The organism is Bradyrhizobium elkanii USDA 76, from assembly GCF_023278185.1.
GTDB lineage: Bacteria > Pseudomonadota > Alphaproteobacteria > Rhizobiales > Xanthobacteraceae > Bradyrhizobium > Bradyrhizobium elkanii.
On the sequence record NZ_CP066356.1, the window covers coordinates 2,032,333 to 2,046,004 of the forward strand.

11 protein-coding genes are annotated in these 13,672 nt (G+C 63.6%); 7 read left to right on the forward strand and 4 right to left on the reverse strand.

From position 1 onward, the window contains the following. The first annotated feature begins 148 nt into the window (after nt 1–148). The gene (locus JEY66_RS09850) at nt 149–931 is read left to right on the forward strand and encodes a MetQ/NlpA family ABC transporter substrate-binding protein (protein WP_162136729.1); all 783 of its coding nucleotides are present in this window, start codon (nt 149–151) and stop codon (nt 929–931) included. 28 nt (nt 932–959) lie between these two features. Further along, nucleotides 960–1,736 carry a MetQ/NlpA family ABC transporter substrate-binding protein gene (locus JEY66_RS09855; RefSeq protein WP_026193293.1) on the forward strand — a complete coding sequence of 259 codons (777 nt, stop codon included), beginning with the start codon at nt 960–962 and terminating at the stop codon, nt 1,734–1,736. Nucleotides 1,737–1,777: 41 nt separating this feature from the next. Here the strand turns inward: JEY66_RS09855 and JEY66_RS09860 are convergent, their stop codons facing one another. Next, the gene (locus tag JEY66_RS09860) at nt 1,778–3,178 is read right to left on the reverse strand and encodes an LLM class flavin-dependent oxidoreductase (protein WP_018273447.1); all 1,401 of its coding nucleotides are present in this window, start codon (nt 3,176–3,178) and stop codon (nt 1,778–1,780) included. A gap of 417 nt (nt 3,179–3,595) precedes the next feature. On the opposite strand from JEY66_RS09860, the gene JEY66_RS09865 reads away from it, so the two are divergent. Both JEY66_RS09865 and JEY66_RS09870 read left to right on the forward strand, forming a co-directional pair. Beyond that, nucleotides 3,596–4,921, forward strand: a complete 1,326-nt coding sequence (locus tag JEY66_RS09865) for an O-acetylhomoserine aminocarboxypropyltransferase/cysteine synthase family protein (RefSeq protein WP_016840102.1) — start codon at nt 3,596–3,598, stop codon at nt 4,919–4,921. A 33-nt stretch (nt 4,922–4,954) separates the two neighbouring features. Next, entirely contained in the window at nt 4,955–5,752 is a 798-nt protein-coding gene (locus tag JEY66_RS09870; RefSeq protein WP_018273446.1) for a MetQ/NlpA family ABC transporter substrate-binding protein, read from the forward strand. 96 nt (nt 5,753–5,848) lie between these two features. Here JEY66_RS09870 and JEY66_RS09875 read toward each other — a convergent pair whose 3' ends face one another. Next, nucleotides 5,849–7,237: an FAD/NAD(P)-binding protein gene (locus JEY66_RS09875; RefSeq protein WP_018273445.1), complete on the reverse strand. Its 1,389-nt coding sequence runs from the start codon at nt 7,235–7,237 to the stop codon at nt 5,849–5,851. A 583-nt stretch (nt 7,238–7,820) separates the two neighbouring features. Here JEY66_RS09875 and JEY66_RS09880 point away from each other — a divergent pair. Then, the gene (locus JEY66_RS09880; protein WP_018273444.1) at nt 7,821–8,477 is read left to right on the forward strand and encodes a TetR/AcrR family transcriptional regulator; all 657 of its coding nucleotides are present in this window, start codon (nt 7,821–7,823) and stop codon (nt 8,475–8,477) included. 8 nt (nt 8,478–8,485) lie between these two features. Here JEY66_RS09880 and paaZ read toward each other — a convergent pair whose 3' ends face one another. Both paaZ and paaG read right to left on the reverse strand, forming a co-directional pair. Further along, nucleotides 8,486–10,513: a phenylacetic acid degradation bifunctional protein PaaZ gene (paaZ, locus tag JEY66_RS09885; protein ID WP_018273443.1), complete on the reverse strand. Its 2,028-nt coding sequence runs from the start codon at nt 10,511–10,513 to the stop codon at nt 8,486–8,488. Between the two features lie 117 nt (nt 10,514–10,630). Continuing rightward, the gene (paaG, locus tag JEY66_RS09890) at nt 10,631–11,428 is read right to left on the reverse strand and encodes a 2-(1,2-epoxy-1,2-dihydrophenyl)acetyl-CoA isomerase PaaG (RefSeq protein ID WP_026193292.1); all 798 of its coding nucleotides are present in this window, start codon (nt 11,426–11,428) and stop codon (nt 10,631–10,633) included. Between the two features lie 444 nt (nt 11,429–11,872). Between paaG and JEY66_RS09895 the strand changes: the two genes are divergently transcribed. Both JEY66_RS09895 and JEY66_RS09900 read left to right on the forward strand, forming a co-directional pair. Continuing rightward, nucleotides 11,873–12,055 (forward strand): helix-turn-helix domain-containing protein, encoded by a 183-nt coding sequence (locus JEY66_RS09895; protein WP_016845189.1) that lies wholly within the window; start codon nt 11,873–11,875, stop codon nt 12,053–12,055. Nucleotides 12,056–12,411: 356 nt separating this feature from the next. Further along, the gene (locus JEY66_RS09900) at nt 12,412–13,530 is read left to right on the forward strand and encodes a branched-chain amino acid ABC transporter substrate-binding protein (RefSeq protein WP_016845188.1); all 1,119 of its coding nucleotides are present in this window, start codon (nt 12,412–12,414) and stop codon (nt 13,528–13,530) included. Nucleotides 13,531–13,672 lie beyond the last annotated feature (142 nt).

Below are 13,672 nucleotides of genomic sequence, written 5' to 3' on the forward strand. Positions count from 1 at the left end.
AAAGTGCCCAGCCGGCTCCATTCTCTTTTCATCGCGGCCACAGCAGCGGCGACTCGTCATGCGGAAAAATTTGGATTCTCATTTCATTGATTTCGTCCCCGGAGCGGGCGATGAGCTTGATAACGATTTCAGTTCCATGGAGACCGGGATGTTGCTTCGATCCATTTTCGCACTTGCAGGCGTTGTTGCGATCTGGTCGCCCGCCGCCGCGGCAGAAACGATCAAGATCGGCGTGACGCCCGGCCCGCATGCACAAATCCTCGAGGCCGTGAAACCGATCGCGGCGAAGAGCGGGCTCGAGCTTCAGCTCATCGAGTTCTCCGACTATGTCGTTCCGAACGCCGCGCTCGACGCCGGCGACATCCAGGCCAACTCGTTTCAGAATCAGCCCTATCTGGACAACCAGAAGGCCGATCGTGGCTACAAGATCGAGCAGGTGGGACTGACGGTCAATTTTCCGATCGGTGTCTATTCGCGCAAGCACAAGAGCTGGGCCGACGTTCCTGACGGAGCCAAGGTCTCAATTCCCAATGATCCGACCAATGGCGGCCGGGCGCTGCTCCTGTTGCGCGACAAGGGCGCGATCAAGCTGAAGAGCGACGTCGGCTTCAAGCCGACCGTTATCGACATCACCGACAATCCCAGGAAGCTGAAATTCGTAGAGGTCGACGCGGCTCAGGCGCCCCGGGCGCTCGACGATGTCGATGCGGCGGTCATCAACACCAACTATGCGACGCAGGCCGGTCTCGATCCGGTCAAGGATCCGATCCTGCGCGAGGATCCGAAAGGGCCATACGTCAATCTGATTGCGGTTCGCTCCGCCGACAAGGACAAGCCGTGGGTCAAGATCCTGGTCGATAGCTACCACACGCCGGAGATCAAGGAATTCGTCCAGACCAAGTTCAAGGGCGCGGTGCTGCCCGGCTGGTAGTTGCCGATCCAATCGCTGAGGGAAGATGATGCGTATTCTGATGACGGCGGTTGCCGCGGTAACGCTCCTGGTCGGCACCGCGAGGGCCGAAACGGTCCGGGTCGGCGTCACGGCCGGACCACACGCCGAGATCCTCGAAGTCGTCAAGAAGGTGGCCGCGGGCCATGGGTTCGACATCAAGGTGGTCGAATTCACCGACTACGTGATCCCGAACCATGCGCTCGCGCTCGGGGATCTCGAGGCCAATTCGTTCCAGCACGAGCCTTATTTGAAGAACCAGATATCGAAGACCGGCTGGAAGATCGTCAAGGTCGCCACCACGATTGCGTCGCCGCAGGGTGTCTACTCGTTGAAGTACAAGAAGCTGGCCGATCTTCCGGATGGCGCCCGGGTGGCGATCGCCAACGATCCTTCCAATGGCGCGCGCGGCCTGATGATCCTCGCGCTGCACGGCGTGATCAAGCTCAAGGATCCCAACAACGTCGCGTCGACCATTGCCGACATCACTGACAATCCGAAGCATCTGCGCTTCGTCGAGCTTGATGCCGCGCAGTTGCCGCGTTCCCTGCAAGATGTCGATCTGGTCTCGATCAACAACAATTATGCGGTTCAGGCCGGGCTCAATCCCGCCACCGATGCAATTGCCCGCGAGGCGGCCGATGGCCCGTGGGTCAACATCATTGCCGTGCGCGAGGCGGACAAGGACAAGCCCTGGGTCAAGCAGCTGATCGATGCCTATCATTCCGAGGAGGTCAAGGCATTCCTCGAGAAGCGCTTCAAGGGCACCTACATCGCAACCTGGTGACGGGCGTTGATCGCCCATCGCCGGGAGGTTTCCAGGCTGATCTATTCGGCGGCCTCGGTGCGCGCTGCCGCCGAAGCGCGGCGGAAGCCGGCGCCGGGATGCGTGGGGTCAAGATAGGGACCGCGTCCGGGGAACAGCTTCTCGCGCAGCGTGCCTTCGCGATAGGCTGTCTTGTAGACTCCGCGTGACTGCAACTCCGGCACGACGAGGTCGACGAATGACGTCAGCGATTCCGGCGCGACGAGGCGGAACAGGTTGAAGCCGTCGACGTCGGTTTCGTCGACCCAGGCGATCAGCTCGTCCGCCACGTCCTGCGGTGAGCCGACCACGAATGGCGAGCGTGCGCCGACCCGGCTCAGCGTCGCGAGATCACCGACCTTGACCGGCCGGTCGCTCCGCAACGTGAAATTCTCGACCATCGACTGGATCGCGTTGCTCTCGACATACTGCACCGCCTGATCGGGACGATAGTTCGAGAAATCGATGCCGGTCCAGCCCGAGAGCAGGGCCAGCTGGCCGGCTTGATCGACATACCCTGCGTACTCCTCGAGCAGATCGTTCGCCTCCGCGCGTGTCGGGGCGACGATTACGGTCGCGCCGGCGAACAGGCGGATATCATAGGGATCGCGTCCGAGCGCCTTGGCCGCCTCCCTGATCTCGCGTACGGCGCGGGCCAGAATGGGCTTGGTCTGGCCGTTGAGGAAGATCGCCTCCGCGTGCCTCGCCGCGAGGGCGCGGCCGCGCTTCGAGGTTCCCGCCTGATACAGCAACGGTGTGCGCTGTGGCGAGGGTTCGGCGAGGTGGATGCCGTCGACCTGGTAATGAAGTCCCTGGTGCCGCACATTGTGGATCCTTGCCGGATCAGTGAACACGCGCGCTGTCCGGTCACGGCGGACCGCGCCGTCCTCCCAGCTGCCTTCCCACAGCTTGTAGCTTGCGGTGAGGAATTCCTCGGCCGCCTCGTAGCGTTCATCATGCGCGCGGTTGGCCTCAAGACCCATTCCGCGGGCGCCGCTATCGAGATAGCCGGTGACGATGTTCCAGCCGATCCGTCCGCGAGTGAGATGATCGAGCGTCGAGAAGCGGCGCGCGAACTGATAGGGATGTTCGTAGGAGAGGTTGGACGTGATGCCGAAGCCGAGATGCTTCGTTGCGTAAGCCATGGCGGAGACGAGCAGGGTCGGCTCGGCGTTCGGCAACTGAACGGCGTGGCGCAGCGCGGTCTCAGGACTGCCGCCGTAGACGTCATAGATGCCAAAGACGTCGGCCAGGAAGATGCCGTCGAGCAGGCCGCGTTCGGCCGTTCTGGCGTAGTCCACCCAATAGTCGAGCGAGTTGTAGTTAAGTGAAGTGTCGCGCGGATGCGACCAGAGGCCGGCCCAGTTGTGGCTCGGCGCCATCATGTTGAACGCGTTGAAGCGAAGTTCCTTCGGTCTGGTCATCGCGCGAATCCGCCAATTGAGGACTTAGAGGTAATTTATCACGCCGGCTGCGCGGCTTTATTTTCTATTCGGAGAAACAGGATCAAAATCGTGCTCCGTCTCCGACCCGGCGGAGCAGAGATTCGTTTGTTCGACTTCGTCGTGCTGTTCGAACTGACGGTATGCACGACATTGCGCACTGATTTGCAGGTGCGATCAGCAGACGACTCATCAGCTCCACTGATCCTTTCAACGCGACGGCGCAGTGAAACAAATGTTACGCGATCGGCGCAGCGGCTGAAAAATTAGCGACGCCATCAGACGCGCGGCCAGCACGCTCATCGCTATTTTCGCCGACGTCTCGACAGTCGCGGACGCGGCTGCGCATCATTCTTTGCCTTTTGATGCTGGGTCCACGGATTTCAGGAGATTTTCGAGATGCCGATCGAAACCAAGAATGTCGAGACGCTCGCCTTGCATGGCGGATCGTACCGGTCCGACCCGGCGACCGGCGCCGTCGCTGTTCCGATCTACCAAACGACGTCCTTTCAATTCGAGAATACCGATCACGCATCGCGGCTGTTCGCCCTGGAGGCGATCGGACAGATCTACACCAGGATCAAGAACCCGACGGCTGACGCGTTCGAGGAGCGCTTGGCTGCGCTGGAAGGCGGCGTTGGCGCGCTGGCCGTGGCGTCGGGCCAGTCGGCGACGGCCTACGCGATCTTCAACATCGCGCAAGCGGGGGACAACATTGTCTCATCGACCGATCTGTACGGCGGCACCTGGACGCTGCTGTCGCAGACGCTGAAGCAGTTCGGTATCGAGGTTCGCTTCGTCGATCCGGCCGATCCGGAGAACTTCCGCCGCGCGACCGACGCAAAGACCCGCGCCTACTTCGCCGAGACGCTACCGAACCCCAAGCTCAATGTATTCCCGATCAGGGAAGTCGCGGATATCGGCCGTTCGCTCGGCGTGCCGCTGATTCTCGATAATACCGCCGTCCCGCTCATTGCGCGCCCGTTCGAGCACGGCGCGGCGATCGTCGTCTATTCCGCGACAAAGTATATCGGCGGCCACGGCACGTCGATTGGCGGTGCGATCATCGATGGCGGCAATTTCGACTGGGCGGCGCACGCCGAGCGCTTCCCGCTGCTGACGCAGCCGGACGATGCCTATCACGGCGCGATCTGGACTGAGGCAGCCAAGCCGCTCGGTCCGATCGCCTACATCCTGCGTGCACGCGTGAAGCTGCTGCGCGATCTCGGCGCCGCGGTCGCGCCCCAGAACGCATTTCAGTTCATCCAGGGACTCGAGACCTTGCCGCTGCGGTTGCGTCAGCACAACGAGAACGCGATCAAGGTCGCAAACTTCCTGGCACGGCATCCCGCCGTTTCGCATGTGATCTTTCCCGGACTGCAGAGCGGGGAGGACCGGCGCCGCGCCGATCTCTATCTGAAGGGCGGCTATGGCGGGCTGGTCGGCTTCGAGCTGAAAGGAGGCGTCGAGGCCGGCCGTCGGTTCATCGATGCGCTGAAACTGTTTTATCACGTTGCCAACATCGGCGATGCGCGCTCGCTAGCGATCCACCCGGCATCGACCACCCATCAGCAGCTGAGCGCCGCAGAGCAGCTCGCGGCAGGCGTGACGCCCGGCTACATCAGGCTTTCGGTCGGCGTCGAGCATCCGGACGACATTCTCGCCGACCTCACCCAGGCATTGGCCGAGGCTGAGGCGGGAAGCAGCGGCCGCAAGGCGGCCTGATCGATCCCTGATGACGGAGTTGAAACCGAGACCATGAAGACATTGTTGCGCCTGGCGCAGGCAGCTGGCGTGCTGCTTGCCATGACTGCGGCCGCCGTTGCGGATGAACCTCTCAAGATCGCGACCAGCGCCGGCCCGGTCGGTCAGCTGGCTGCCTTTGCCGCCAAGCTCGCCAGGGACAAGGGGCAGGACGTCAAGATCGTCGAGCTGTCGGACTGGGTCGCGTTGAACGAGGTGGTGAACAGCGGCGACGTCGACGCCAATCTGTTCCAGCACGCCACCTATCTCGCGATCCAGAACAAGCAGCGCGGCTTCAACCTGATCCAGGTCGACAAGGTCGGCGTGATCGCGCCCGTCGGGCTGTTCTCGAAGAAGATCAAGTCGCTCGACGAGATTAAGTCCGGCGACAGCGTTGCGATCCCGAACGAGCCGCTCAACGGCGCGCGCGGCTTGATCCTGCTCGAACGCGCCGGACTGATCAAGCTGGCGCCGGGCAAGGGTTTTTCGGTGAGCCGGTTTGATATCATCGAAAATCCCAAGAACCTGAAGGTCGTCGAGCTCGATCCGGCGCAGACCTACCGGTCGCTCGATGACGTCACGCTTGCGCTCGTCAATATCACCTATCTGATACCGGCCGGCGGTGATCCAAAATCGGCGCTGGTGATCGACCGCACGGTCGATGACGGTCTCGTGCTGCGCTTTACCGCGCGGCCGGACAAGAAGGACGATCCGCGCCTGAAGGCCTTCATCCAGGTCTTCAACTCGCCGGAGGTCAAGCACTTCATCGAGGAGAAGCTGCCGGCGTTCATTCCGGCCGGCTTCGGCAGCTAGAGCGTTGTCGAGCGAGGTGGACACCGGCTCGCGCGAAGAAAGCGCGTCAGAGCAAAAGGCTGGAGTTTCGGTTCTGATTCAATCAGAGCCGAAGCCCTAGATGCGCGCGGGGGATGCGATTCGCCGCTCCTCGTCGGAACGAACCAGCAGAGCGGCAAGCTCGGCGCATTGGTTGCGGATGTCGGGAATTGCGCTGATTTCCCAGAACGCGGCGCGCGTGAGCGGGCCGACGGCATACAGGCGGCGTGACGGGACGCCGTCGCGATCGATGATTGCGCAATTGCGATCGGTTTCTATGCCGAGGCGGAGCGGATCGACGCGCGCCAGGCCAAGCTCGAGCAGGCTGCGCACCGCGGGATTGGCGGTTGCGCGCGGATCCTTGACGATGCAGGTGCAGTCGACGATGGCGCCGACATGCATGTGATGGAGCCTGGTCTCGCCGCGCCGCCGGTAATTCACGGTCGCGCCTGTCCGGTCGGGCTCGGCCGAGATCAGCTTCGCGGCCATCGGGGTGAGCCGGCCTCCATAGATCGCTTCGGTGATCCGGACCTCCACTTCCGGCGCCATCCGATGCCGATGCACGTCCCACCAGGCGCGTGCGTGCTCGAGGAACCGGCGCTTGGACGAAAGCGGGAGCTCACGCCACAGCCGCTGGGTGTGGGGGCGAAGCCCGTCGATGACGCTGCGCCAGTCGCCGCCCGCTGCGATGTGCCGGTCGATGCGGCCGCGAAGCCAGCGAAGCAGGCTGCCGATTCCGGAGCCGAAGGGGACCTCCGCCTCCTCGATGCGCACGGCGTCGACCCGGCGGTGCGGTTTCGCTAGAAGGCCCCGGCGCGACATCGCAACGATCGGCCCGCGATGTCCGTCGCGCAGCAACGACAGCACGTAATCGACCATCGTCAAGCCCGTGCCGAGGATCAGGACGGTCGCGTCGTCGGCGATCGCGGCGGCAGACGGTGCTGCCCAGGGATCGGCATGATCCGGACTGTTCGCGCGTGGATCGTGCCCGGTTGCGAGAACGACGGTGTCGCCGATCAGCTGCCGGCCGTCGTCGAGGCTGGCGGTGACGTCGCCTCGCCGTTCGCGGATGGCGATGCACCTGCCGTGCACGATCGACAGGCGTTGGATGTCGGCCCGATCGGACGCATGTTGCTCGAGCAGGCTGGCAATGTAGTCGCCAATGATGCGCCGCGGCACGAAGCAATAGGGATCAGGGCAGAGCGGCGCGTCCGCCCCGCGCGAGACCAGCCAGTGCCAGAAATGATCCGGCTGGTCGGGCAGCGCGCTCATATTCGCGACGCGTACATTGAGCAAATGATCCGGATTGCCGGTATGATAGGCGATGCCGCGCCCGATGTCGGGGCGCTGCTCGATCAGGCTGACGCGGACATCGTCCGTCGGTTGACGCAGTAGCTGGTGCGCCAGCAGGACGCCGCTCGCGCCCCCGCCGACGATGATGACGTGACGCGCTCGAGGAGCTGTCATGTTATCGCTCTGTGCGTGATCCGGGCGCGCGACATGCGCGGCGTGGGCAGACTGACGTCAGGGTGGCGATGGATCATATCTGCCGCGGTCTCGATTGGGCATGCGTCGAGGCAACCCGCAAATCAGCCGTGAGGACCAAACAGAAAGAGTTCGTGCATGTCCTTGCCGTCCGGGTTGGCAGCTCGGGCCAACCGCCGCTGCCATCTCTTCAGCCGGCGGGCCGCGCGACGAAGGACGTGGAGCCAAGAGGATGTCCGCACCCAGAGCCTCCTTCGCATTCCGAGCCGTTCGACGAACGATAACACGCCCCTGTTCGGGACGCGCGCGAAACTCGGCGGCGCCACGAAGTTTGCAATCAGACGCGCATGGCGAGGCGTTTTGCAGCAGAGAGATGCTCTCGCGACGCGGCGCCAGGAAAATTCATTCCGGGCAATGTTGCCCGATCGCCGGGCTTATGGAATTGTCCGACCGGATGGTCAATAAATAGCGGTTCGGAGGCAGAGCTGTGGTCCCGGAACCTTGCGACTGTTGACGGACATCCCTGGACGATGGCCGAACGGCCGCCTGGTGGAACGGACAAGACATGGCCCGATCGCGCGCCAAAGACTATGACGACAAGCGCCTCTCGATGCTGCATCGCTCGGCCGAGCTGTTTGCCGCATCGGGATATGTCGGCACGTCGATGAACACCATCGCCGACGCCTGCGGTGTCTCGAAGGCGCTGCTCTATCACTATTATCCCGACAAGGAAGCGATCCTGTTCGATATCCTGTCGTCGCATCTCGCGAAGCTCGTGGCGGCGGTCCGCAAGGCGAGCGCACAGGCCGGCGATCCGGTCGCACGCTTCGGGACGATCGTTGCGACCTTGCTCGAGCTCTACCGGCATGCCGACGCCGAGCATCAGGTCCAGATCTCAAGCCTCAAGCTGTTGCCGAAGGACAAGCAGCAGCCGCTGCTCGCAAACGAGCGGATCCTGGTCGGGATCATGTCGGATGCGCTCGCCGCCGCGGTGCCGGCGGCGAAGCAGAAGCGCGTGCTCAAGCCGCTGACGATGAGCGTCTTCGGCATGCTGAACTGGCATTACATGTGGTTTCGCGAGGGCGGGCCGATGACCCGCGCCGAATATGCCGGTTTCGTCGCGCAGCTCGTGCTGGCCGGCGCCGACGATGCCGCCGCCGCCACCCGGCCGCGCGGCAAGGCGAAATCGGCCGGCCGCAGCCGGCAGACCGCGTTGCTCTGACGCGCCCTTTAACCCCGCATCGCGTTCATGGTCAGCAGCTCGTAGGTCGCCGCGGTTTCGCCGGTACCGGTCGTGATCTCGACGTCCCAGCGTACCTCGCCATATTGCTTGTTGCGCGGCATCTTCTCCTTCGCGGTCAGCCGCACCTGGATCTGTTCGCCGGGTTGGACGGGTTTGACGAAGCGCAGCGAGTCGAGGCCGTAATTCGCCAGCACCGGCCCGTAGTCGGGATCGACGAACAGGCCGGCGGCAAACGACAGCAGCAGGTAGCCATGCGCGACACGGCCCGGGAAGAATGGATGCCCCTTGGTCGCTTCCTCGTCCATATGGGCGTAGAAGGTGTCGCCCGTGAAATGCGCGAAGTGCTCGATGTCGTCGAGCGTGATCTGCCGCGACTTCGAGACCAGCGTGCGGCCGATCTCGAGATCGTCATAGTGATAGCGGAACGGGTGCAGATCGCCTTCGAGCATCGGGCTGCCCTTGAACCAGCGGCCGGTGACGCCGCTCAGCATCGCCGGCGAGCCCTGCAAGGCGGTGCGCTGCATGTAGTGCTGGAGGCTGCGGACGCCGCCCAGTTCCTCGCCGCCGCCGGCCCGGCCGGGGCCGCCATGAACCATCTGCGGCATCGGCGAACCGTGTCCGGTGTGCTCGCTCGCGCAGTCGCGGTCGATGATCGCGACGCGGCCGTGAAAACTGCCGATGCCAAATGCCAGCTCGGTCGCAGCCGGGACGTCGTGCGTGTAGATGGATGCGACGAGGCCGCCGCCGCCGCGATTGGTCAGCGCGATGGCCTGATCCAGATCGTCATAGCCCATCACGGTGCTGACAGGGCCGAACGCCTCGATCTCGTGGACTGCGGTTGCGGCGAGCGGCTTCACGCAATGCAGCAGCAGCGGCGGAACGAAGGCGCCGCGCTTCGCGTCGGCATCGAGCAGCGCGAAGTTGCCGGGGTCGCCGGCCACCAGTTCGGCTTCGGCGCGAAGCTTCGCCACATGGGCAAGCACATCGCTGCGCTGGCCGAGCCCGACCAGCGGCCCCATCCTGACCTTGTCGTTTTCGGGATTGCCGATCGTGACCTTGGCCAGACGGTCGCGCAGGGCCGTGATCACGGCGTCGAGCTGCGCCGACGGCACCAGCGCGCGGCGGATCGCGGTGCATTTCTGCCCCGCCTTGACCGTCATCTCCTTCGCCACTTCCTTGACGAAGAGGTCGAACTCCGGGCTGCCCGGTACGGCGTCCGGAGCGAGGATTGCGGCGTTCAGCGAATCCCGTTCGGCGATGAACCTGACCGCCTCGCGCGCGATGACAGGATGCCGCTGCAGTTTTTGCGACGTGTCGGCCGAGCCTGTGAAGGACACCACGTCCTGGCAGGTTAGATGGTCCAACAGGTCGCCGGTCGATCCGACGATGAATTGCAGCGCGCCTTCGGGCAGCACGCCGGATTCGGTGATGATCCGGACCAGCTCGTAAGCGACATAGGAGGTGACCGTCGCGGGCTTGGTCACGACGGGCACGCCGGCCAGCAGCGCGGGCGCCAGCTTCTCCAGCATGCCCCAGCACGGGAAGTTGAACGCGTTGATGTGCACGGCGACGCCGTGCAGCGGCGTCACGATATGCTGACCGGCGAATGCGCCACCCTTGGAGAGCCCCTCGACATTGCCGTCGAGCAGGAATTTGCTGTTCGGAAGCTCGCGACGTCCCTTGCCGGCATATGCGAGCAACGTGCCAATACCGCCGTCGACGTCGATGACGGCGTCAGTGCGGGTTGCGCCCGCATGGAACGACAGTTTGTAGAGCCGGTCCTTGTGCTTGGTCAGATAGTCGGCGAGCGCCTTCAGCAAGCCTGCGCGCTGGTGGAACGTCAGTTTTCCAAGATGCTTGCCGCCGACCGCGCGGCCATAGGCGAGGATCTCGCGCATGTCGAGATCGCTTCCGGTCGTGACCGCCACCACATCGCCGGTGACGGCACTGTGAATCTCGGCTGCCGGTTCGCCCGGGCCGGACCATTTTCCGCGCACGAAGCTGTCGAGCTTCATGACGTTGTCCGCCGTCCGTGCACCGCTGGATTGAGGCTGTGTCATCGCAATAGGACCTTCTGACTTGTGATCAATGATGGGTCTCGCCTTGGCGGCGGAATGTTCAATCGGAAACGTTCAATCCTTGGCCCGTCCGACAAAGCGCGGGGCGCGCCTTTCGAGAAAGGCGGTGACGCCTTCGGCATAGTCCGCCGACCGGCCGGCACGGCCCTGCAACTCGCGCTCGAGATCGAGCTGCGCGTCGAGCGTGTTGGTCTCGGAGGCATCGAGCGCCTGCTTGATCAGCGCAAGACCATCGGTCGGCTGTGTCGCGAGCGAGGCGGCGAGGGCGTGGCCCTCGGCCATCAGGTCGGAATCCTCGACCACCTTCCAGATCATGCCCCATGTCTCCGCCCGCTCGGCGGAGATCGGCTCGGCGAGCATGGCCAGTGCGCGCGCTCGCGCGCCGCCGACGAGCCGCGGCAGCAACCAGGTGCCGCCGGTGTCAGGGACGAGGCCAAGCTTGGCGAAGGCCTGGATGAACTTGGCCGACCGCGCGGCGATCACGATATCGCAAGCAAGGGCCAGGTTCGCGCCGGCACCCGCGGCGACGCCGTTGACGGCGCACACGACCGGCATCGGAATGCCGCGCAGCTTGCGCACCAGCGGATTGTAGAATTTTTCGATCGGTGCGGAGAGGTCCGGCGTTTCGCCCGGCGTGAACACGCCGTCCGAAAGATCCTGCCCGGCGCAGAATCCGCGTCCGGCTCCGGTCAGGATCAGCGCGCGGCAGGACTTGTCCTGCTCCGCCGCGATCAGCGCAGCCATCAGTGCGGCGTGCAGATCGGCGCTGAAGGTATTCAGGCGATCGGGCCTGTTGAGCGTCAGGACGCGATATCCGGCGCGGATATCGGTCAACACTAAATCGCTGACCATGATGACCTCCCGTTGCGGCTTCTGGCGGCCGAAGGTTGCGCGACGTGCGTTTGGATTACTATTGACCGTCCGGTCAGTCAATTATAATCCACGCGACGGCATGGATGACGACGCCGGGCAACATCGAGCGAGCACGATCTCGGTCTCGGTCGCGAATTCAGGCCCGACAAGAGTGTCAGGATGATCCGGCGCGCATCGCGTGTCTGCAGCAAAAGTTCCGACGCGTAAGCACGGTCCCGTGTATTCGAGCGGTGTGATGCTGCCACAAATCGGCCCGCATATCACCGGCGACCTCCCGCCGCCATGAGGATCAGCCGATGACGATGCAGTCGCCGGATATGACCGGGTTTCGGTTCTCGACCGCGGATTTCGGCGAGCGCGACCGCTTGCCGATCCTTCGCGAGGGCGGATGATCGAAAGCGTCGTTCGACATTCTCGGAATTCGTGCTCGGCCAGCGCCTGGCGCGTGCGCATCATTTGCTGAACGACCCGCGCCACAGCGGCAGCACCATCGGTACGATCGCATTCGAAGTCGGGTTCGGCGATCTGTCCTACTTCAACCGCACCTTCCGCCGGCATTACGGCGTGACGCCGTCGGATATCCGCGCGGTGCCGCGGCGCTCCTGACCGAACATCGCAATTTCCCTGGCAGAGCGGCAGGTCGTTGCCTTCGGTCTGCCGCAACCGGCACGCGCCGATCATCCGCCGGCGGCGCGTCGCAAACAGCGCTCTCCGCCAGCCTGTGTGCTGTCGCGCACACAACATCGCCGCCAATCACGTCCGCTGCGGCGATTTCAGACGTCAATGCACGACAACGTGTTTCACATTGTTGCCCGATGTCGCATATCTCCAATCCCCCGTCGCCCCAGTCCGAGCCTGCCAATCGTCTCGCGCTTAAAAGGCAGCCCCCGGGAATCGTTGCAATCGATGGATTAGTCGACTGCGATGCATTGAGGCGACTTGAGACCATCGAGGAGGATGTGATGAAGTCTGCACTTCGAGGATATTTTCTTGCGCTTGGCGCGAGCCTGGCCTTGTCCGGCGCCGCCATGGCACAGGATATCAGTGTTGCCGTGGTCGGGCCGATGACCGGCTCCGAGGCGAGCTTCGGCCAGCAGTTCAAGAACGGTGCTGATCTCGCGATCGCCGACATCAATGCGGCGGGCGGCGTGCTTGGCAAGAAGCTGAAGCTGGAGGTCGGCGACGATGCCTGCGATCCGAAGCAGGCGGTGTCGGTTGCCGAGAAGATGGCAGGCGCGAGGATTCCGTTCGTCGTTGGGCATTTCTGCTCATCGACCTCGATCCCTGCGTCGGACGCCTATGCCGAGGGCAATGTGCTGCAGATCACGCCGGGCTCGACCAATCCGCAATTCACCGAGCGCGGGTTGTGGAACACGTTCCGTGTCTGCGGCCGGGATGACCAGCAGGGCACGGTTGCGGCCGCCTACATTATCAAGAACTACAACACCAAGAACGTCGCGATCATCCACGACAAGACGACCTACGGCAAAGGCCTTGCCGACGAAACGAAGAAGGCCATCAACGCCGCGGGCGTGAAGGAAAAGCTTTATGAGGCCTACACCAAGGGCGACAAGGATTTTGCCGCGCTGGTATCCCGCTTCAAGAAGGAGTCGATCGATTTCGTCTATGTCGGCGGCTATTATGCCGAGGCAGCGTTGATCCTGCGCCAGATGCGCGAGCAGGGCGTCAATGCGGTGCTGATGGGCGGCGACGCCCTGGTCGACAAGCAGTTCGCCGCGATCGCAGGTCCGCTTGCTGAAGGCTCGCTGTTCACCTTCTCGCCCGACCCGCGCAAGAAGGCGACCGCGGCCGCGACGTTGAAGAAGTTCAAGGACAAGGGCATCGATCCCGACGGCTACACGCTCTACAGCTATGCAGCGTTCCAGATCTGGAGCCAGGCCGCAGCCCGTGCCCAAACCACGGACGCCAAGAAGGTCGCGGCGGCCATCAAGGCCGGAAGCTGGGATACCGTGCTCGGCAAGATCAGCTACACGCCGAAGGGTGACATCACCCTGATCGACTACGTCGTGTATCGCCGCGACAAGGACGGCAACTACGCCGAATTGCCGGCCGGTCAATGATCGCCAGAGCGTTTTCGAGCGAAGCGGGTACCGGTTCGCGTGAAGAAAGCGCGTCAAAGCAAAATCGAGAGCCTCCGTTCCGATGCAATCGGAACGAAGGCGACCCTGGCCAGGCTGAATCGTTTCCCGCTGCGCCCGTGAC